The sequence below is a fragment of the Dyella terrae genome (assembly GCF_022394535.1).
Lineage (GTDB): Bacteria > Pseudomonadota > Gammaproteobacteria > Xanthomonadales > Rhodanobacteraceae > Dyella.
The window spans coordinates 4557215-4576227 of the sequence record NZ_CP089414.1 but is presented as its reverse complement, the minus strand read 5'-3'; the positions used below and the strand labels follow the sequence as shown (position 1 = coordinate 4576227).

Sequence of the window (19013 nt, the reverse complement as noted above, 5' to 3'; positions counted from 1 at the left end):
TCCGACGTTTCCCAACGCCGGGTTACCCCCATGTCCGACGCCCTCACCTACCGCGCCGCTGGCGTCGATATCGACGCAGGCAATGCTGTTGTCGAACGCATCAAGCCGCTGGTCAAGCGCACCTCCCGCCCCGAAGTCATGGGTGGCCTGGGCGGTTTTGGCGGTCTGTTCGATCTGTCCGGCAAATACAAAGAGCCGGTGCTGGTCTCGGGTACCGATGGCGTGGGCACCAAGCTGAAGCTCGCCCAGCAGTTGGGCCGCCACGACACCATCGGCATCGATCTGGTGGGCATGTGCGTCAATGACGTGCTGGTTCAGGGCGCCGAGCCGCTGTTCTTCCTCGACTACTTCGCCACCGGCAAGCTGGACGTGGACACCACCGTGGCCGTGGTCGGCGGCATCGCCAAGGGTTGCGAACTGGCTGGCTGCGCACTGATCGGCGGCGAGACAGCAGAAATGCCGGACATGTATCCGCCGGGCGAATACGACCTGGGCGGCTTTACCGTTGGTGCGGTGGAGAAGTCGCAGTTGCTCAGTGGCGAGAAGATCGTCGCCGGTGACGTAATCCTGGGCGTGGCATCTTCCGGCCCGCACTCCAACGGCTACTCGCTGATCCGCAAGATCCTCGAGCGCGCTGGCAACCCGCTGGACCTCGACCTCGGTGGCGTCACGCTGGCCGATGCCCTGATGGCGCCCACCACCATCTATGTGAAGCCGATGCTCGACCTGCTGAAGAATCAGCCGGTGCATGGCATGGCACACATCACCGGTGGCGGCCTGAAGGAAAACATCATCCGCGTGGTGCCGGAAAACCTCGGTATCGCCATCGACGCCTCCGCCATCGTGTTGCCGCCCGTGTTCGAGTGGCTGATGCGCGAAGGCAACGTGGCGCGTGAGGAAATGTGGCGCACGTTCAATTGCGGCGTGGGCTTCACCGTCATCCTGCCGCGCGACGCCGTGAGCGCCGCCAGCGAACTGCTCGCCAAGCACGGCCTGAAGAGCTCGGTGATCGGTGAAATCGTTCCTGCCCAGGGCGACGAGCGCGTCCACATCGGCTAAGCCTGTGACAACTCAGCGTCTTCGCGTGGCCGTGCTCGCCTCTGGGCGCGGCAGCAATCTGCAAGCCCTGATCGCCGCGCGCGACGCGGGACAACTGCCCATCGACTTCGTTGTGGTCGGTAGCGACAAAGCCCACGCTGGTGCATTGCAATTGGCGAAAGACGTGGGCATTCCCACGTTCACGCTGGATCCCAAGGCATTCGCCAAGCGTCGCGATTTTGACTTCGAACTGTTCCGCCAGCTCGATGCCAGCGGCGCGCAGGTACTCGTGCTGGCCGGCTTCATGCGCATTATCGACGGCGAAGCACTGGCGCCATGGGTCGGGCGGATGATCAACATCCATCCGTCCCTGCTACCCAAGTATCGTGGCCTGCATACGCACCGGCGCGCGCTTGAGGCCGGTGATGCCGAACACGGCGCCAGCGTGCACTACGTGACGGCCGAACTGGACGGTGGCCCAGTGATCGCTCAGGCCCGCATAACGATCCAGCCGGGTGACGACGAACATCAACTCGCCCAGCGCCTGCTCGCCTACGAGCATCAGTTGTTACCTGCCGTGCTGACGCTCATGGCCGAACAGCGCCTGGACCTGATTGCGCCCGATCGAGTAGCACTGGACGGCGCGTTAATCAGTGCGCCGCTGCAACTGCGCAACGGCACATTGGTTGACTGAGCGTCCGACGCGTCTCTACAAGTCGTTCAGGATGAACACGTAGACTTTGGTCCCCATGACTGCATCCAACTCCCTTCGCATGTTCGCCGCCGGCCTTGCGCTGGCGCTCTCCACCACGGCCGCCTTCGCCGCCGCGCCCGCACCGGCTCCGTTCACGGCGACCTACCAGGTATCGCAGGGTGGACAGGTCATCGGCGAAGCAGTGATCACGCTCAAGTCCACCGGCAACGAGCAATGGGTCTACAGCAACCAGATCAAGGGCACGGCAGGCATCGCCGCCGCCCTGGGCGCCAATTCCTCGGAAACCACCAAATTCCGCTGGAACAACGACGCCCCTGAAACAGTCAGCTACGACTACAACATGGACGCTGGCTTCAAGAAGAAGCAGCGCCATACCGAGGTCAACTGGACCGGCGGTCAGGTGACGGTCGACGAAGGCAAGGGCCCGATGACGTACCCAAGCGCGCCCGGCATGGTGGATCGCAACACCACGCCGTACGCCATTGGCCTGGCCCTGCGCACCGGCAAACAGTCCGTGGCACTGCCTGTGGCGGTGAAGCGCAATGTGGAAACACAAGAGTTCAAGGTGACCGGCAAAGACACCGTCAAGGTGCCTGCTGGCAGCTTCCAGACAGAACGCGTGGTCCGCAGCGGCGACGAGAACGTCTTCAGCGCGTGGTATGCCCCGCAGAAGTACCCGGTGCCGGTGAAGCTGACGCAAAGCGACGGCGGTAACCTCGAGTTGCAACTAGTGAGCTACAAGCAGCCGTAATCCGGCAACGGTCCTCCTGCGAAACGAAAAAGGCCGCTTGCGCGGCCTTTTTCTTGGGCAGTGCGTTGTCGCTTAGGACGGCAGTCGACGAATCTTTGCGCCCAGTACGCCCAGCTTCTCTTCGATGTTCTCGTAGCCGCGATCAATGTGATACACGCGATCAACGGTGGTATCGCCCTCGGCCACCAGACCTGCAAGCACCAGACAGGCGGAGGCACGCAGGTCCGTCGCCATGATCGGCGCGCCACTCATCTTTTCCACGCCCTTGATGATGGCCGTGTTGCCTTCCAGGCGGATGTCCGCGCCCAGGCGCTGCAGTTCCAGCGCATGCATGAAGCGGTTCTCGAACACCGTTTCGGTGATCACGCCCACACCTTCGGCTACGCAGTTGAGTGCGGTGAACTGCGCCTGCATGTCGGTCGGAAACGCCGGGTACGGCGCGGTGGTGATGTTCACCGCCTTCGGGCGGCGGCCACGCATGTCCAACTCGATCCAGTCCGCGCCAGTGGAAATTTGCGCACCAGCCTCTTCCAGCTTGGCCAGCACGGCATCCAGCGTATCGGCGCGAGCGTTGCGGGCACGCACCTTACCGCCGGTCATGGCAGCGCCGACCAGGAACGTACCAGTCTCGATGCGATCGGGCAGCACTTCGTACTCAGCGCCGTGCAAGCGCTCGACGCCGTGGATGATGAGCGTCGAGGTGCCGGCGCCTTCGATCTGCGCACCCATGGCGATCAGGCAATGCGCCAGGTCGACCACTTCCGGTTCCTGTGCCGCGTTCTCGATGATGGTGGTGCCCTGCGCGAGCGCAGCGGCCATCATGATGTTCTCGGTGCCGGTGACGGTCACCATGTCCATGGAGATCCGGGCGCCCTTCAGGCGCTTGGCCTTGGCCTTGATGTAGCCGTTTTCCACGACCACCTCGGCACCCAGCGCCTGCAGGCCGCGGATATGCTGATCAACCGGGCGCGAACCGATCGCGCAACCGCCAGGCAGCGACACTTCCGCCTCGCCGAAGCGAGCCACCAGCGGGCCGAGCACGAGGATGGACGCACGCATGGTGCGCACCAGGTCGTACGGGGCGAAATACTTGTCCGTGGAACGCGGGTCGACGTGCATCTTCATGCGGTCGTCCAGCACCAGCTGCGTGCCCATCTGGCCGAGCAGTTCAATAAAGGTGGTCACGTCGTGCAGGTGGGGCACGTTGCTGATGGCCACCGGCTCATCGGCCAACAAACAGGAAGCGAGGATCGGCAGCACGGCGTTCTTGGCGCCGGAAATACCCACCTCACCGTGGAGCGGCTCGCCGCCACTGATCAGGATCTTGGCCATTAAATATCCTTACGAATCGATTGCACGGGGCGCTGCGCAGCCTCAACGGCGCGCCGCGACCTCCGCAGGAGTCAGCGTCTTCAGAGCCAGCGCGTGGATCGCACCGCCCATGAGATCCCCCAAGGTCGCGTAAACCAGGCGGTGCCGGGCCAGCGGCAACTTGCCCGCGAACTGCTCCGCCACCACTTCGGCTTCGAAATGCACGCCGTCGTCGCCGCTCACAGCAGCCTGCGCACCAGGCAGGCCTTGTTCGATCATTGCCTGGATGGTGGCAGCGTCCATGGTTTTTCCACTTACAGATAGGGGTCAGTGCCATCGATCCGGACAGGAACCGAATCCAATGTCACCGACTATGACGTTAAAATGCGAATATGCCATGTTAATGGAAAACCTCTGTCGCAGAAACGACACGTGATGATGGCGCCCGCCTCCTTCAAGCCGTCCATTTCGCATAACATAATGATTAATCGGAATTTTCCACCCATGGACAGCCCGTTCAGGGTCATGGCGGAAATCCGGCAGACTTTCGAGGACGCATGAACGCCCACGTCGCCCCAGCCAAACAGCACGCGATCAATGCTGATGCCATTGTGCAGAGCGCCCGCACCGTGATCGCCACCGAGGCTGCCGCCATCCGCGCGCTCGAACCGCGTGTCGGCCCCGAGTTTGTGGAGGCCTGCCGCCTGATCATGGGCTGCGCCGGTCGCGTAGTGGTCACTGGCATGGGCAAGTCGGGCCACGTCGCCCGCAAGATCGCGGCCACCCTGGCATCCACCGGCACGCCGGCCTTCTTCGTCCATCCAGGCGAGGCCAGCCACGGTGATCTCGGCATGATCCTGCCGCAGGACGTGGTGCTTGCGCTGTCCAACTCGGGCGAAACCGACGAAGTCCTGTTCATCCTGCCGGTGATCAAGCGTCAGGGTATCCCCCTGGTCGCCATTACCGGCAACGCCAACTCCTCGCTGGCCGACCAGGCGAGCGTGCACTTGGACGCCAGCATTGCCGCCGAAGCATGCCCGCTGGGCCTGGCCCCCACCGCCAGCACCACGGCAGCGCTGGTGATGGGTGACGCCCTCGCCATCGCCTTGCTGGAAGCGCGCGGCTTCACGTCGGAAGACTTCGCCCGCTCGCATCCGGCGGGCAGCCTGGGACGTCGCCTGCTGCTGCACATCAGCGATGTCATGCACACCGGCGAAGGCATCCCAGCCGTAGCACCCAATGCCTCGCTCACACAGGCACTGATGGAAATGACCCGCAAGCACTTGGGCATGACCGCCGTGGTCGACGCGGACCGCCACCTGCTGGGTGTGTTCACCGACGGTGACCTCCGTCGCGCGCTTGACGACGATGATCTCGACCTACGCGGCGCGACCGTAGCGGAACTGATGACCCGCGGCCCCAAGACCATCGGTGCTGACAAGCTCGCCATCGAGGCCGCCCAGTTGATGGAAAAGCACCAGATCCACGCGCTACTGGTGGTCAACGACCAGCAGCAGGTAGTCGGCGCCCTGAACATTCACGATCTGCTCCGCGCCCGTGTGGTCTGATCGAAAGGTTCGGCTGCTTTCCTTTACGGCGTCCACCGTCCGGCCCGCCCGGCGTTTGACGGTATCGCCCTCCCTTCGCCTCATTGCCGACCCCGCCCATGTATCTGGCTGATATCCCCGCAGACGTCCTTGCCCGCGCCGCCAAGATCCGCCTCGTCGTGTTCGACGTGGACGGCACCCTGACCGACGGCCGCCTGTGGTACGCCGAAGACGGCCACGAAACCAAGGTTTTCCACGTGCACGACGGCCTGGGCCTGAAGCGCTTGATGGCCAACGGCGTGCAGGTCGCAATCATCTCCGCCCGCATCAGCCACCCGGTGGCGCTGCGTGCCGAGGAGTTGGACATCGCCCACGTTTACCAGGGCCAGGGCGACAAGCGCGCCAGCCTCGAGCAATTGCTGGAGGCACTGAACCTGACGCCAGAACAGGCGGCCTTTGTCGGTGACGACCTGCCTGACCTGCCGCCGATGCGCATGGTCGGCCTGGCCGTGGCTGTGGCGAACGCCCACCCCTGGGTGGCCGAACAGTCCCATTGGCGCACCCACCTGGGTGGCGGCATGGGTGCGGCGCGCGAAGTCTGTGACATGGTCCTGCACGCTCAGGGCAAAGCGGCCGCCGAACGGGAGCGCTGGCAGTGAGTTTGCGCACTTACCTGCGCGACCGGAGCCTGCCCGTGGCCACGGTGGTAATGGCTATCGCCACCGGCGCGGCCTACATGCTGCAGCAGTGGATTGCCCCATCGCCCAAGGTCAGCGACTTCGTGGGGCCTCCGCGCTCGGGTTACATCCTCACCAACTTCAAACTGTGGTCGTACGACGTCGACGGGCTGCCCAGCTTCCAGATGGTGGCGCCGCACCTGGAGCGAAGGGAGAACGACGATTCGCTCTACATCAACACTCCCGATTTCACGATGCCCTCCAACGACCCCGGCGTGCCGCCGTGGCTGGGCAAGTCGCTCTATGCCTGGGTCGACAAGAGCGGCACCCTGCTGAAGCTGCAGGGCCCGGTCTACATGCACCGAGCCGCCTTCGCGGACACCCCCATGACGGAAATGCACACCACCGACGTCACCGCCTGGCCTAAGGACAACCTCATGGTGACCGACGCCCCAGCGCATATGAAGCAAGGCCCACGTACACTTAACGGGGTGGGCATGCGTGCCAACCTCAACACCAATCATCTGGAGCTGTTCGATGAAGTCACCGGCTCGTTTCCGCCGCGACCCAAGAAGTCTCAAGCTGCACCTCGCCCTGCTGGTTCTGGGGCTGCTCGTCCTGCAGCCGGCGCTGGCCAAGCAGGATGACCGCAATCAGCCGATGAACTTCTCGTCCAAGACCATGGACGGATTCAACGCGCCCAACACGGTCACCACGCTGACCGGCAACGTCGTGGCCACGCAGGGCACGATGAAGATGACCGGTGCCGTAGCCAAGCTTTATCTGGATAACGACACACAGGTATCGCGTGCCGTGGTGACGAGCAGTCCTGGCGTCCTTGCGCATATCGAGCAGTTGGATGACTGCGGCAATCTGATGCAGGGTGATGCCATCCAGCTGGATTACGACAACATCAACGGCATCGCGGTGCTCACCGGCAATGCCGTGGTGCGCCAGCAGGGCCGTGGCGAGTTTCATGGCGACAAGCTCACCTATAACACGCAAACCTCGCTGATCACCGGCGAAGCCGGCGGTGACGGTCTGGTGCACGGCGTCATTCTGCCCAAGGCAAAGCCCGGCACCACACCGCCGCCCGCCGGTCAGGTGGCTGCTCCAGCCTGCCACCCCAACGCCGCGCCCGCTACACCACCTGCTGCTGCACCCGCCGCCGCACCCAAGCCGGCCGAGGCCCACTGATCGATGCTTTCTGCTGAAGGTCTGCAAAAAAGTTTCAAGGCACGTCAGGTCGTGCGTGACTTCGCCTTCTCCATTCGCGAGGGTGAAGTGGTCGGCCTGCTCGGCCCCAACGGCGCGGGCAAGACCACCTGCTTCTACATGGTGGTGGGCTTGATCGAAGCCGATGCTGGCGTGATCAAGCTCGACAAGCAGGACATCACTGGCCTGCCCATGCACCAGCGCGCCAAGCTCGGTATTGGGTACCTGCCGCAGGAAGCTTCAGTGTTCCGCCGCCTTACCGTGTCCGACAACATCAAGGCGGTGCTCGAGCTTCGCGAAGGCTGGGACGAAAAGCGCCGCGCCAACGAGCTGGAAAGCCTGCTGGACGAACTGAAGATCTCGCACATCGCGGACCAGAAGGGCATCAGCCTTTCCGGCGGCGAGCGCCGACGCGTGGAAATCGCGCGCGCGCTCGCAGCGCACCCGCGCTACATGCTGCTGGACGAACCGTTTGCAGGCGTGGACCCCATTTCAGTGGGCGAAATCCAGCGCATCGTGCGCCACCTCAAGGAGCGCGGCATCGGCGTGCTCATCACCGACCACAATGTGCGCGAAACGCTCGGCATCTGCGACCGCGCGTACATCCTCAATGATGGCGAAGTGCTCTCCCGCGGCACGCCTGCGCACATTCTTGCTGACGAGAAGGTCCGCGAGGTTTACCTCGGCCGCGAGTTCCGCCTGTAACGGTTGCGGAACAGGGCATACCCACGCCCAAACCTCGGAGATAAACCTGAGGTAGTACGCGATTCCGCCTTCGACCTATGGCCGACCCCGGGGGCAAGAGTTAGGATGACCTTCACATTCATCCCGACCGCTTGGCATGAAACCCGGACTGCAGTTTCGCCTCAATCAACAGCTCACGCTGACCCCCCAGTTGCAGCAGGCTATCCGTCTGCTGCAACTGTCGCAGCTTGAGCTGGAGGCCGAACTGAGGCAGATCGCCGAAAGCAATCCGCTGCTCGAATTTTCGGATGACAATCCGGACGAGCTGGACGGCGAAGAGCGCGAGCCGATGGAGCCGCTCCCGACGAGTTCGGCGAGCTCGACCAGCAGCGATACCGTTGACGATGCAGAGGCCCCCGAATGGGGCGACGCCTATGTCGATGGTGGCAGCGACGACCCCATCGACTTTTCCGCCAGCAGCGGCTCCTCGCGCAACAGCAATCCCGACGAGGACGGTTTCGAGCCGCAGAGCGCCGCAGCGGAAACGCTGCAGGAACACCTGCTCTGGCAACTCAACCTCACGCACATGAGTGCACGCGACCGCACCATTGCGGCCGTGCTCATCGATGCACTCAATCCGGACGGCTATCTCACCGAGAGCATGGAGTCGCTCACCGCGGCCCTGCCGGCCGACCTTAGAGCGACGCAGGCGGAAGTGGAATACGTGCGGCACATGCTGCAGCGTTTCGACCCCACGGGTGTCGCAAGCGTCGATCTGCGTGATTGCCTTACCGTGCAACTTCAGCAGTTCGCCCCCGACACGCCTCAGCGCGAGCTCGCCTTACGCATCGTGGATGCCGAACTCGAACTGCTCGCCCGCAACGACATCGCGCGCCTTGCCCGCAAGCTACGCGCGAACGAGGACGACACCGCCGCCGCCGCCCTGCTGATCCGCAGCCTTGACCCGCGTCCCGGCGCTGCGCTCGACGTCACGCCCGTGGAGTACGTCGCACCCGACGTTTACGCCCGCAAAGATGTCGGCCGCTGGCGTGTCAGTCTCAACCCCGATTGCCAGCCCCGCCTGGGCCTTAACCAGCATTACTGCGGCCTGATCGCGCAGGCCCGCGGTACCGACGCAAGTTGGATGCGCGGGCAGCTGCAGGAGGCACGCTGGCTTATCAAGAGCCTGGAATCACGCGCCGAAACGCTGCTCAAGGTGGCCGAAGCCATCGTGCGTCGCCAAAGCGCCTTCCTCGACTACGGCCCTGAAGCCATGCACCCGCTGGTGCTGCGCGAAGTCGCCGAGGAAGTGGGCATGCACGAATCAACGATTTCACGTGTAACTACCCGCAAGTACATCCATACGCCGCGGGGCACGTTCGAGCTCAAGCACTTCTTTTCCAGCGGCGTGTCCACCGAAGACGGTGGCAGTGCGTCGGCCACCGCCATCCAGGCCATGCTCCGCAAGCTGGTCGATGCCGAGGACCCGCGCAAGCCGCTGTCCGACCAGGCTATCGCGGAGGAACTGCACCGCAAGGGCATTCAGGTTGCCCGACGCACTGTCGCCAAATACCGCGAAGCCATGCGCATTCCCAGCTCCAGCGAGCGCCAGCGCGCTGGCTGAACGGGCCTGCCCGTCCACTGTGGCAAAGCGCCTCGGGAACTTGGCGGCAAAAAAGGCGTCCCCATAATCAGAGGTAAGACGATCCGAAGGGAACCTGTCATGTCAGGGCCGTGAAGGTCTTTCTAACGCGAAGAAAGCTTCAGAGGTGCATAGTGACTTTCCCGACTTGGTGAGGAGGCCGGAAATCCCATCGGAAAACTAGGGCTTTCAAAAGGTGTGTCGGCCACGACATAAGCGACCGGTGCATCGACCCCAGCCGCACCTGCGGCAGTACTGAAGGAGGCGCAACATGCAAGTTCAGCTCAGCGGTCAGCAGATTGAAGTCACCCCGGCCCTTCGGGATCACGTGAACAGCCGGCTCGACCGCCTTACCCGCCTCGACGAACGAATTCTCAGCCTGAGCATCGTTCTTTCCGTGAACAAACTGCAGCAGCGAGCTGAAGGCACGCTCTGCGTCACGGGCAGCACCCTGCACGCCGAAGCGCTTGAGAACGACATGTACGTCTCCATTGATGTCCTCTTCGACAAGCTGGTGACACAGCTGCGCAAGCACCGCGAGAAGATCAGCGATAAGCATCAGCGCGCCGTCCGCGACGAGCGCCTGTACGGCTGACCGCCCCGGCCCGCCCGTGCTCCGGGCGGGCCCTCTCCCTCCGAATCCCCCGATCCAAGGCGCCCGACGGCGCGAACTGGCACAATGTCCGTGCAGCCCCCTTCTTTTGGCTGCAGAAAGGACATGGCTTGGACCGGCTGACCGCCCGACAACTCTACGACAGTGTTCACGAGCGCATGGCTTTGCGCTGGGTTTCCGGCATGCGCGGCGAGTCGCGCGTGCTGGAGCAGGCTGCGACCACCACGCGCCGCCCGTCGTTGATTGGCTATCTCAACGTCATCTATCCCAACAAGATCCAGATCATCGGCACCGAGGAACTGAATTTCCTCGACAGCCTGGATTCGCGCCAACGCTGGGAAGCGATCAACAAGATCGCCGCCTATCAGCCCGTGGCGATGATCGTCACCAAGGATCAGCCCATCCCCACCGACCTGCGCGAGGTGGCGGAAGAAACCAACACGCCTTTGTGGATCAGCTCCAAGCGCGGCCACGAGCTGCTGACCTGGATGCAGTACCACCTGGCACGCATTCTCGCGCCCAAGATCACTCTGCACGGCGTGTTCCTCGAGGTGTTTTCCATCGGCGTGCTGATCACCGGCGAATCAGGATCAGGCAAAAGCGAACTTGCGCTGGACCTGATCAGCCGTGGCCACCGTCTGGTGGCCGACGATGCCACCGAATTCACCCTGATCGCACCGGACGTGATCGACGGCACCTGCCCCGAACTGTTGCAGGACCTGCTGGAGGTTCGTGGCCTGGGTGTACTGAACGTGCGCGAGATGTTTGGTCACACCGCGGTCAAGCCTTCCAAATACCTTCGCCTCGTGGTGCACCTCAAACCACTGCGCGATGGGGAAGATACCGATGGACTCACACGCCTTACCGGCGACATCGGCCACCGCGAGATCTTCGAGGTGCCGGTGCCCATGATCACCATTCCCGTAGCCCCTGGTCGTAACCTTGCCGTGCTGGTCGAGGCGGCCGTGCGCAACCACGTGCTCAAGAGCAAGGGCATCGACCCCGCCCAGACCTTCATCGACCGCCAGGCGCACCAGATGCGTCGACTGCCTCCCTGGTGACCCATGACAGAGACGACTATCCGGCACCCTGACGCCATCCACCTGATCGTACTCACCGGCATGTCCGGTGGCGGCAAGACCGTGGCGCTGCGCGCGCTGGAAGATCTGGACTTCTACTGCGTCGACAACCTGCCCACCGTCCTGCTGCCACAACTCGTTGCGGCGGTGAGCCTCAATGTGGAAGGCAAGCGCCGCAACGTCGCGGTTGGTGTGGACGTGCGCAACCCGGGTGAAGACCTGCAGCGTATGCCCGCCATGCTGTCGGAGCTGGCCGCTGTCGGCGTACACACGCATCTGATTTTCCTGGATTGCCGCGACGACGTGCTGATCAAGCGTTATTCGGAAACGCGACGTCGCCACCCACTCTCCTTCCGCGGCCTGTCACTCGCCGACGCGATCGCCGAAGAACGACGCTTGTTGCGCCCGCTGTCGGCCATTGCCGACAAGGTCATCGACTCCAGCGATCTGAACGTGCATCAGCTGCGTCGACTCATTGCGACGGGTTATGCCGAAGCTACCGAAGGGCTGACGCTGATGTTCCAGTCGTTCGCCTTCCGCCGAGGCCTGCCCCTGGACGCGGACTTCGTGTTCGACGCGCGCTGCCTGCCAAACCCCCATTGGGATCCCAGGCTGCGCCCGCTCTCGGGCAAGGACGCAGCCGTGCGCGACTACCTGGATACGCAACCGATGGTCGCCGAGTACTTCGCCGACACAGCGCGCTGGCTGGATACGTGGTTGCCGCGTTTCGAAGCCGACGACCGCAGCTACGTCACCATCGCCATCGGTTGCACCGGCGGCCGACACCGTTCGGTGTACCTCGTTGAAAAACTGGCCGCCCATTACCGCACGCTGCGTAGCGGCGTGCTTACCTTCCATCGTGAACTCGAGTGATAGCCATGCTGTCCAAAGCACTTCATCGGACCGGCACGCCGTCATGAGCGTCGGCGTGCTGTTGATGACGCACGAGGCGGTCGGCCAGGCGCTGATCTCTGCCGCTCACCACGTGCTACCCAAGCTGCCCCTGCGGGTGGAAGCTGTCGAAGTTCCGCCGCAGGCGGATCCGGACGTGATGCGTACGCTCACGGCCAAACACGCGCGGGAGCTCGACGAGGGCAACGGCGTGCTGGTGCTCGCCGATTTGTACGGCGCCACGCCCTGCAACATCGGGCTGTCGCTGAGCTCACTCGGCGTGCGGTTGCGCTGCGTGTCAGGACTCAACCTCCCGATGCTGCTGCGCGTACTCAATTACGCAGAAAAACCGTTGGATGAGTTGGCGGAGATTGCCGCCAGCGGGGGCCGCGGAGGGATCTTCATCGACCATGCTTGAAAAAGAAATTGTCGTCTCCAACAAATTGGGGCTGCATGCCCGGGCTTCAGCCAAGCTCGTGCAGCTGGTGCAGGGTTTCAAATCCACCGTGTGGCTGGTGAGCAAGGGCCGCGAAGTCAACGCGCAGAGCATCATGGGCGTCATGATGTTGGCAGCCGGTATCGGCACGCCGCTGACGGTTCGCGCCGAAGGGCCGGACGAGCAGTCCGCCGTCGATGCCGTCGCCGCCCTGTTCGATCGCAAGTTCGACGAAGGAGCCTGAGTGGGCAGAGAAAAGATGACATGCATGCGTCACCCTGAGGCCGTATTCACGGCCCGGTTGGCTACGTCGTGCCATCTTTTCTTATCAGGAATCCACGCGTTGGCGGGATGCCGGCGTCACGCGCGGCCAGCTCGGCCGTTCCACCATGGAAGGCCGATATGAGACAGATACTGACAGGCACCCCCGCAGCAAAAGGCATGGCCCTCGGCCGTGCCCGCTTGGTGCAGCCTAGCCGTTATCTGGTCGATACCCGCCCGCTCGCCGAAGACGAAGTAGACGTCGAGTTGGAGCGCCTTCATCGCGCGCTTGATACAGCTCGCCAAGAATTGCGCGAACTTCGCGGCAAGCTGCACGGTGCACTCGCTCGCGAAGTGAACGAGTTCATCGACGCGCATAGCCTGCTGCTCGACGACCCGGAACTGCTGCGCGGACTCGACGATCTGGTGCGCATCGGCCACTACCGTCCGGGCGCCGCACTGAAGAAGCAGCGCGATCGCCTCGCGGCCGTGTTCGAAGCGATGGACGATCCTTACCTGCGCTCGCGCAAGGAAGACGTCGACCAGGTCATCAGCCGCGTCATCTCCGCTCTGCAACGCCAGACCAGCCGTGAAGAGCGCAAGCTGGCGGCGCGCGTGGGCGAGATCCTCATCGCCGACACCATCGCCCCCGCCGACATGGCCCACCTTGCCGGCAGTGGCCTGCTCGGCGTGGTCGCCAGTTCCGGTAGCCCGTATTCGCACAGCGCCATTCTTGCGCGCAGCCTCGACCTGCCGATGCTGGTCGGTGCGCGCGATGCGCTGTCGACCATCCACGACGATGACTTGATCCTGCTCGATGCGGAACGCGGCGAAGCCGTGGTGCATCCCACCGCGCAGGATCTCGCCCGCTACCGCGCGTGGCAGCGTGAAGCCGCGCTGGAAGGCCGCCGCCTCGCGACACTGGCCAACGCACCCACGCGCACGCGCGACGGCGTCGACATACGCCTGTATGCCAACGCGGAAATGCCGCCTGATATCGCCATGGCGCGTGCGCGCGGCGCGGACGGCGTCGGCCTGTACCGCACCGAATTCCTGTTCCTGCGCCAAAAGGGACTGCCTACCGAAGACGAGCAGTTCATCGCCTATCGCGATCTGGTGCTCGGCATGGGTGGCCTGCCCGTCACCATTCGCACGCTTGACCTCGGCGCCGACAAGGCCGATGCCGCGGGCTTGGTGATACGCGGCGAAGACAACCCCGCGCTGGGCGTACGTGGCGTACGCCTGTCGCTGCGCTATCCCGCCGTGTTCACCACGCAGATCCGCGCCATCCTGCGCGCCGCCTGTTACGGCCCGGTGCGCGTGTTGGTGCCGATGGTGACGCAACCGGACGAACTGATCGCCGTGCGTACGCTGTTCAAGCTGGCCCGCCAGGACCTGAAGCGCGAGAACATCGATCTGCCGGAAAAATTGCAGCTCGGCGCAATGATCGAAGTACCGGCCGCCGCCATCAACGTGCGCGCGCTGCTCGAGCACGCCGACTTCCTTGCCATCGGCACGAACGACCTTGCGCAGTACGTGCTGGCCGCCGACCGTGGCAACGATGCACTGGACAACATCTACAACCCGCTGCAGCCGGCGTTGTTGCGCCTGCTCGCCTACGTGATCACAGAAGGACGCCGGGCGAAGAAGCCGGTAAGCCTATGCGGCGAAATCGGCGGCGACACCAACTTCACTGCCTTGCTGCTGGCCTTGGGCCTGTGCGAGTTCAGCATGCACCCAAGCCAGCTGCTGCACGTTCGCGACCGCCTTATCGATCTCGACCATGGCTTGCTTCGTTCGCAGGCGCCGCGCATCCTCCGCTCGCGTACGCACGAAGAAGCCGAGGCGCTATTGGCCGAGATCCTCGGCTGATTTTTTCGCCGCGGGATCGGTCAACCCGCGCTGGCGAGGAATGCCTCGATCAACGCCCCGCGATAGCGCTGCCGATGCAATAGCAGCGACAGCTTGCGATGCAGGTCGAGGAACGGCGTATGCAGCACTTTCAATCGTCCGGCGGCGACGGCATCGATCACGGCCACCTCAGGCAGGCACGCAATACCGAGACCGGCAATCACCGCCTGCTTGATCGCCTCGGCCTGATCCAGTTCCAGCACGGTATCCCCGGCGGGTAAGGACGCCAGCGCTCGCTCGCTCAGGCTGCGCGTGGCTGACCCCGGCTCGCGCAACACCCAACGCGCGCCGGCAAAGTCCTTGGGTTCCAGTCGCCGTTTACGCGCGAGCGGATGATCGGGCGAGGTGCACACCACCAGGGCGTCATCGCGCCAGGGACGCACTTCCAGTGAAGGGTGCGCAACCGGCCCTTCAACGCAGCCCAGCTCCAGTACGTGATCGAGCATGGCCGCCACGATCTCTGCCGTGTTGGACACGCGAAGACGCACCGACACGTGAGGATGCGCGCGCACGAACTCGCCCAACAGTTCGCCCACGCGATAGTTGCCCACGGTATTGCTCGCCCCAATCCGCAGCTCGCCACCCAGTTCATCAACGCCGCCACTGCCCACGCGGCCAAACTCGGCATAACGCTCCAGCAACTCCTGCGCGAGCGGCAGCAATTCCCGGCCACGCGTGTTGAGGCGCAGGCGCCCGCGCTCGCGGGCGAAGACGGCAGCATCCAACTGCCGCTCCATCTCCGCCAGCGCCATGCTGGCGGCGGGCTGGGTGAGGTGCAGGGCTTCGGCCGCCGCGCGCACGCTGCCGAGGCGTGCGATCTGCACGAACACCTCCAACTGGCGCGGGCTGATGTTGATCATCAATTTATCTTATAACAATCATCAATAATTCAAAATTTTCTTGATGATCGACGAAACGGACAATGGCGGCATTGCAGGAGAACGCTATGAACGCCACCGCCGTCGCCAGCCCCGCCGCCCCCACCCTTTCCCAGCGCCTTCCCGGCCTGCTGCTTTCCGTGGTCATCGCGCTCGTGGCGCTGGGGCTGGGTAAGGTCGCGCCACTGATCGGTGGTCCGGTATTCGGCATCGTGCTGGGTATCCTGGTACGCAACACGGCCGCGCCCGGCGGCACGTTCACGCCCGGCATCCAGTTCGCCGGCAAGCAGGTATTGCAGTGGTCGATCATCGCGCTGGGCTTTGGCCTGAGCCTGGACCAAGTGGCCAAGACCGGCCTCGAATCGCTGTCGGTCACGTTGGTGACCATGACGGTGGCCTTCCTCACCGCGTGGCTACTTGGCCGCATGCTCAAGGTGGACGACAAGCTGAAGATCCTGATCGGCGTAGGCACGGCAATCTGCGGCGGTTCGGCGATTGCGGCGGTGACGCCCATCATCAAGCCGGACGAACACGACACGGCGTTCGCGATCTCTACCATTTTCCTGTTCAACCTCGTCGCTGTGCTGCTGTTCCCCCTGCTCGGCCATGTGCTGCACCTGTCGGACCTTGGCTTTGGCCTATGGGCCGGTACGGCCATCAACGACACCTCGTCGGTAGTGGCCGCGGGTTACAGCTTCAGCAAGCAGGCTGGCGACTACGCCACCATCGTCAAGCTCACCCGCGCCACGCTGATCATCCCGATCTGCCTGATCCTCGCCTTCGCCACTGCGTGGAAGCAGAAGAAGCAGGGCGCCAGTGATTTCAGCCTGGCCCGCATCTTCCCCTGGTTTATCTTGTGGTTCTTGGTGGCTTCCGGCGTGCGCACCGCGGGCCTTATTCCTGTCGCTATCCAGCCGATGCTGCATATGGCCGCAGAGTTTCTGATCATCGTGGCCCTGACGGCCATTGGCCTTTCCGCCAACCTGCGCAAGATGGCGTCGACCGGTGCACGTCCGATCCTGTTGGGCCTGGGCGTGTGGGCCGCGGTGTCGGTGAGCAGCCTGCTGGTGCAGTTGGTGATCGGACAGCTGTAAGGCGCCTGATCGATTACGCTTGCTGTCGCCAGCACCATCGACGACGGATGCCGATATGCAGTTCCACGGACAATGCCACTGCGGAAACATCGCCTATACGCTCGACTGGGAACCCGATCCCACAGAGATCCCGGCGCGTGCTTGCGATTGTTCCTTTTGCACGAAGCATGGTGCGGTATGGACGTCCGTACCTGATGGGCTCCTGCGCATCAGCGTGCGCGACCCGGCGGCGGTGAACCACTACGCATTTGGCACAAGCACCGCGAATTTCCACATCTGCCGCCAATGTGGCGTGGTTCCGCTGGTGACCTGCACGGTCGACGATCGCCTCTATGCCGTGGTCAACGTCAACACGCTAGGCAATGTGGATCCCGCCCTGTTGCATCATCGGTCGGCGAGCTTCAGTGAAGAGGATGTGGGCTCGAAACTCGCAAGGCGACAGGCGAACTGGATCGCTAACGTCCGCTTTGTCGAACGCCTGGATTGACCAAGCGGCTCAGCCTGCCACCGCCTGCTTCAGGAGCGGCAACGGTCCCGCCAGATGGGCGGTCATCGCTTCAGGCAAACCGTGCCGGGCAATGATGTACTCCGGCGCATTGCAGGCAACGCATGTCGCGCCCCGACCGTCGTCCCATACGAGCACTTTCAGCGGCAGATCCAATCCGGCGAGCGGAACCTGTTGCATCAGCGGGGTACCGGCTTTGGGGTTGCCAAAGATCAACATCTGTTCGCCCTGCATGGCTAGCCCGGCGCGCGCGGCGTCACCACTGAAATCGATGTGCGCAAACACGGTGATGCCGTGCGATTCGAGCGCCTGCCGGATCCTGTCGATGGTTGTGGTCACATCGAAGGCCGAGCGAAGTTGGATGATGCCGTTATCAGGCTGACTGGACATGGGCCCTTCGCCACATGAAAAGGAAGGCCGATCATCGTCGCAGTATCGTCAATCCTGCGCATGCAAAAAGGCGCACCCCGGCCCACACCGGGGTGCGCAACAAGGTCCAGCTTTGTCGGATCAGCGCATGCCGCCGCCGGCGTAGAGCTGTTCGCCGGTCAGCCAGTAAGAATCGTTAGAGGCCAGGAAGGTCACGATGGAGGCGATGTCGTCCGGCTGACCGATGCGGCCCAGCGGCGTCTGTGCGATAGCGCCCTGGTGGAAGTCCGAACCGATGAAACCGGCTGCGTGGGTGCCCTCGGTTTCCACCATGCCCGGGTTCACCGCATTGACGCGGATCTTGCGCGGGCCCAATTCACGGGCCAGCACGCCGGTGATGGCGTCCACTGCGCCCTTGGTGCCCGTGTATACCGCGCTTTCCGCCGGGACGATGCGCGTGACCAGCGAGCTGATATTGATCACGCTGCCGCCGTCGTTCATGTGGCGCGCTGCCGCCTGCGTGGTCAGCAACAAGCCGAGCACGTTGACGTTGAACTGCTTGTGGAAGTGTTCCTCGGTGATGGCGTCAAGCGCGCCGAACTCGTAGACGCCGGAGTTATTCACCAGGATGTCGAGGCGGCCGAAGCTGGACACCGCCGCATCGGCAAGCGCCTTGGCGTCCGCCGCCTTGGAAACGTCGCCGCCTACGGCGACGGCCTTGCCGCCCGCCTTGGTGATCTCAGCCACCACGGCCTCTGCCCCAGCCTTGCTGGAGGCGTAGTTGACGACCACGGAGGCGCCTTCGGCGGCCAGGGCCTTGGCGATGGCCGCGCCGATGCCCTTGGATGCGCCAGTAACGACAGCCACTTTACCTTTGAGCTTGCTCATGACGGGAACCTGTTCAGTTGGGGAGAAAGAGGACCTGGGAGCTCTTAACTCCCATAGTTCGCAACATACGAACTTATGAACTAGTTTTCAAGTGCTGCTAAAATAACCATATGAGGCCCCTGACCCACCCCTCCCTCGACGACGTGACCGTAGAAGGCATCCTGCATGCCTTGTCCGATCCCGTGCGCGCGACCATCTACTGGCAGTTGTCCTGTGCAGACAGCGCCAACACCTGCTCGGCCTTCCTCAAGATGGAGGATCGCTGCATTCCCAAGTCGACCCTGTCCCAGCACTTCCGCGCACTGCGTGAAGCCGGCCTGATCCGCAGCGAGCGTCGTGGCGTGGAAATGCTCAACACCACGCGTTGCACGGAAATCGAACAGCGCTTCCCCGGATTGCTGCCCGCCATCAAGAACGCGCAGAGCATTCAGTACGAGTCCCGCAAGCAGGACGCGGACCTGAAGCACGCCGCCACGCGGGCTGCGCACAGCGCCTGAACCGATAGCCC

At 63.5% G+C, this 19013-nt stretch carries 23 protein-coding genes; 18 read left to right on the top strand and 5 right to left on the bottom strand.

The window, feature by feature from the left end; genetic code table 11:
- The first annotated feature begins 30 nt into the window (after positions 1–30).
- Genes purM through DYST_RS20070 form a run of 3 tightly spaced genes read left to right on the top strand, consistent with a single transcriptional unit; the run spans position 31 to position 2504 of the window.
- Positions 31–1059 carry a phosphoribosylformylglycinamidine cyclo-ligase gene (gene purM / locus DYST_RS20080; protein ID WP_102300763.1) on the top strand — a complete coding sequence of 343 codons (1029 nt, stop codon included), beginning with the start codon at positions 31–33 and terminating at the stop codon, positions 1057–1059.
- Positions 1060–1063: 4 nt separating this feature from the next.
- The gene (gene purN, locus DYST_RS20075; protein ID WP_239947840.1) at positions 1064–1732 is read left to right on the top strand and encodes a phosphoribosylglycinamide formyltransferase; all 669 of its coding nucleotides are present in this window, start codon (positions 1064–1066) and stop codon (positions 1730–1732) included.
- A 55-nt stretch (positions 1733–1787) separates the two neighbouring features.
- Positions 1788–2504, top strand: coding sequence for a DUF3108 domain-containing protein (locus DYST_RS20070; RefSeq protein WP_199178849.1), 717 nt, complete (start codon positions 1788–1790; stop codon positions 2502–2504).
- Between the two features lie 72 nt (positions 2505–2576).
- Here the strand turns inward: DYST_RS20070 and murA are convergent, their stop codons facing one another.
- Together murA and DYST_RS20060 are read right to left on the bottom strand one after the other, a co-directional pair.
- Positions 2577–3836, bottom strand: coding sequence for a UDP-N-acetylglucosamine 1-carboxyvinyltransferase (gene murA, locus DYST_RS20065; protein WP_102300765.1), 1260 nt, complete (start codon positions 3834–3836; stop codon positions 2577–2579).
- A gap of 42 nt (positions 3837–3878) precedes the next feature.
- The gene (locus DYST_RS20060; protein WP_102300766.1) at positions 3879–4118 is read right to left on the bottom strand and encodes a BolA family protein; all 240 of its coding nucleotides are present in this window, start codon (positions 4116–4118) and stop codon (positions 3879–3881) included.
- 254 nt (positions 4119–4372) lie between these two features.
- Between DYST_RS20060 and DYST_RS20055 the strand changes: the two genes are divergently transcribed.
- From DYST_RS20055 to ptsP, 12 genes are all read left to right on the top strand, one after another.
- A complete protein-coding gene (locus DYST_RS20055; RefSeq protein WP_239947839.1) occupies positions 4373–5383 on the top strand; it encodes a KpsF/GutQ family sugar-phosphate isomerase in 1011 nt (336 codons plus the stop codon).
- Positions 5384–5481: 98 nt separating this feature from the next.
- Positions 5482–6021, top strand: coding sequence for a KdsC family phosphatase (locus DYST_RS20050; protein ID WP_239947838.1), 540 nt, complete (start codon positions 5482–5484; stop codon positions 6019–6021).
- Between the two features lie 35 nt (positions 6022–6056).
- A complete protein-coding gene (lptC, locus tag DYST_RS20045) occupies positions 6057–6686 on the top strand; it encodes an LPS export ABC transporter periplasmic protein LptC (RefSeq protein WP_343214841.1) in 630 nt (209 codons plus the stop codon).
- Entirely contained in the window at positions 6577–7236 is a 660-nt protein-coding gene (gene lptA, locus DYST_RS20040; protein ID WP_239947836.1) for a lipopolysaccharide transport periplasmic protein LptA, read from the top strand. Before lptC ends, lptA begins: the two co-directional genes overlap by 110 nt.
- Positions 7237–7239: 3 nt before the next feature.
- Positions 7240–7959, top strand: a complete 720-nt coding sequence (gene lptB, locus DYST_RS20035) for an LPS export ABC transporter ATP-binding protein (RefSeq protein ID WP_239947835.1) — start codon at positions 7240–7242, stop codon at positions 7957–7959.
- 136 nt (positions 7960–8095) lie between these two features.
- The gene (locus DYST_RS20030) at positions 8096–9562 is read left to right on the top strand and encodes an RNA polymerase factor sigma-54 (RefSeq protein ID WP_239947834.1); all 1467 of its coding nucleotides are present in this window, start codon (positions 8096–8098) and stop codon (positions 9560–9562) included.
- A 289-nt stretch (positions 9563–9851) separates the two neighbouring features.
- Complete coding sequence (hpf, locus tag DYST_RS20025) at positions 9852–10175, top strand: ribosome hibernation-promoting factor, HPF/YfiA family (protein ID WP_102300772.1); 324 nt, start codon at positions 9852–9854, stop codon at positions 10173–10175.
- Positions 10176–10303: 128 nt separating this feature from the next.
- Complete coding sequence (gene hprK / locus DYST_RS20020) at positions 10304–11254, top strand: HPr(Ser) kinase/phosphatase (RefSeq protein WP_102300773.1); 951 nt, start codon at positions 10304–10306, stop codon at positions 11252–11254.
- 3 nt (positions 11255–11257) lie between these two features.
- Positions 11258–12145, top strand: coding sequence for an RNase adapter RapZ (rapZ, locus tag DYST_RS20015; protein WP_102300774.1), 888 nt, complete (start codon positions 11258–11260; stop codon positions 12143–12145).
- A 43-nt stretch (positions 12146–12188) separates the two neighbouring features.
- Entirely contained in the window at positions 12189–12581 is a 393-nt protein-coding gene (locus DYST_RS20010) for a PTS sugar transporter subunit IIA (protein WP_199044965.1), read from the top strand.
- Positions 12574–12843, top strand: coding sequence for an HPr family phosphocarrier protein (locus DYST_RS20005; RefSeq protein ID WP_102300776.1), 270 nt, complete (start codon positions 12574–12576; stop codon positions 12841–12843). The genes DYST_RS20010 and DYST_RS20005 overlap by 8 nt, the downstream gene beginning before the upstream one ends.
- 158 nt (positions 12844–13001) lie before the next feature.
- Positions 13002–14732: a phosphoenolpyruvate--protein phosphotransferase gene (gene ptsP, locus DYST_RS20000; RefSeq protein WP_102300777.1), complete on the top strand. Its 1731-nt coding sequence runs from the start codon at positions 13002–13004 to the stop codon at positions 14730–14732.
- Positions 14733–14752: 20 nt separating this feature from the next.
- Here ptsP and DYST_RS19995 read toward each other — a convergent pair whose 3' ends face one another.
- Positions 14753–15631: a LysR family transcriptional regulator gene (locus tag DYST_RS19995; protein ID WP_239947833.1), complete on the bottom strand. Its 879-nt coding sequence runs from the start codon at positions 15629–15631 to the stop codon at positions 14753–14755.
- Between the two features lie 86 nt (positions 15632–15717).
- Here DYST_RS19995 and DYST_RS19990 point away from each other — a divergent pair, with 86 nt between their 5' ends.
- A complete protein-coding gene (locus DYST_RS19990) occupies positions 15718–16743 on the top strand; it encodes a YeiH family protein (protein ID WP_239947832.1) in 1026 nt (341 codons plus the stop codon).
- A gap of 55 nt (positions 16744–16798) precedes the next feature.
- On the top strand, positions 16799–17230 hold the full coding sequence (locus DYST_RS19985) for a GFA family protein (protein WP_102300779.1): 432 nt from the start codon (positions 16799–16801) through the stop codon (positions 17228–17230).
- 9 nt (positions 17231–17239) lie between these two features.
- On the opposite strand, the gene DYST_RS19980 is transcribed toward DYST_RS19985, so the two are convergent.
- Both DYST_RS19980 and DYST_RS19975 read right to left on the bottom strand, forming a co-directional pair.
- Positions 17240–17638 carry a DUF302 domain-containing protein gene (locus DYST_RS19980; protein ID WP_239947830.1) on the bottom strand — a complete coding sequence of 133 codons (399 nt, stop codon included), beginning with the start codon at positions 17636–17638 and terminating at the stop codon, positions 17240–17242.
- Between the two features lie 120 nt (positions 17639–17758).
- Positions 17759–18505 (bottom strand): glucose 1-dehydrogenase, encoded by a 747-nt coding sequence (locus DYST_RS19975; protein WP_239947828.1) that lies wholly within the window; start codon positions 18503–18505, stop codon positions 17759–17761.
- Positions 18506–18615: 110 nt separating this feature from the next.
- Here DYST_RS19975 and DYST_RS19970 point away from each other — a divergent pair, with 110 nt between their 5' ends.
- Entirely contained in the window at positions 18616–19002 is a 387-nt protein-coding gene (locus DYST_RS19970; protein WP_239947826.1) for a winged helix-turn-helix domain-containing protein, read from the top strand.
- Positions 19003–19013 lie beyond the last annotated feature (11 nt).

Coding starts and splice junctions, on each gene's coding strand:
- DYST_RS20005 (WP_102300776.1), top strand. CDS start 12,574: ATGCTTGAAAAAGAAATTGTCGTCTCCAACAAATTGGGGCTGCATGCC.
- DYST_RS20050 (WP_239947838.1), top strand. CDS start 5,482: ATGTATCTGGCTGATATCCCCGCAGACGTCCTTGCCCGCGCCGCCAAG.
- DYST_RS19970 (WP_239947826.1), top strand. CDS start 18,616: ATGAGGCCCCTGACCCACCCCTCCCTCGACGACGTGACCGTAGAAGGC.
- lptB (WP_239947835.1), top strand. CDS start 7,240: ATGCTTTCTGCTGAAGGTCTGCAAAAAAGTTTCAAGGCACGTCAGGTC.
- lptA (WP_239947836.1), top strand. CDS start 6,577: ATGAAGTCACCGGCTCGTTTCCGCCGCGACCCAAGAAGTCTCAAGCTG.
- DYST_RS20070 (WP_199178849.1), top strand. CDS start 1,788: ATGACTGCATCCAACTCCCTTCGCATGTTCGCCGCCGGCCTTGCGCTG.
- DYST_RS19995 (WP_239947833.1), bottom strand. CDS start 15,631: ATGATCAACATCAGCCCGCGCCAGTTGGAGGTGTTCGTGCAGATCGCA.
- DYST_RS19975 (WP_239947828.1), bottom strand. CDS start 18,505: ATGAGCAAGCTCAAAGGTAAAGTGGCTGTCGTTACTGGCGCATCCAAG.
- DYST_RS19980 (WP_239947830.1), bottom strand. CDS start 17,638: ATGTCCAGTCAGCCTGATAACGGCATCATCCAACTTCGCTCGGCCTTC.
- purM (WP_102300763.1), top strand. CDS start 31: ATGTCCGACGCCCTCACCTACCGCGCCGCTGGCGTCGATATCGACGCA.
- murA (WP_102300765.1), bottom strand. CDS start 3,836: ATGGCCAAGATCCTGATCAGTGGCGGCGAGCCGCTCCACGGTGAGGTG.
- rapZ (WP_102300774.1), top strand. CDS start 11,258: ATGACAGAGACGACTATCCGGCACCCTGACGCCATCCACCTGATCGTA.
- hpf (WP_102300772.1), top strand. CDS start 9,852: ATGCAAGTTCAGCTCAGCGGTCAGCAGATTGAAGTCACCCCGGCCCTT.
- ptsP (WP_102300777.1), top strand. CDS start 13,002: ATGAGACAGATACTGACAGGCACCCCCGCAGCAAAAGGCATGGCCCTC.
- DYST_RS19985 (WP_102300779.1), top strand. CDS start 16,799: ATGCAGTTCCACGGACAATGCCACTGCGGAAACATCGCCTATACGCTC.
- DYST_RS20030 (WP_239947834.1), top strand. CDS start 8,096: ATGAAACCCGGACTGCAGTTTCGCCTCAATCAACAGCTCACGCTGACC.
- DYST_RS20055 (WP_239947839.1), top strand. CDS start 4,373: ATGAACGCCCACGTCGCCCCAGCCAAACAGCACGCGATCAATGCTGAT.
- DYST_RS19990 (WP_239947832.1), top strand. CDS start 15,718: ATGAACGCCACCGCCGTCGCCAGCCCCGCCGCCCCCACCCTTTCCCAG.
- DYST_RS20010 (WP_199044965.1), top strand. CDS start 12,189: ATGAGCGTCGGCGTGCTGTTGATGACGCACGAGGCGGTCGGCCAGGCG.
- DYST_RS20060 (WP_102300766.1), bottom strand. CDS start 4,118: ATGGACGCTGCCACCATCCAGGCAATGATCGAACAAGGCCTGCCTGGT.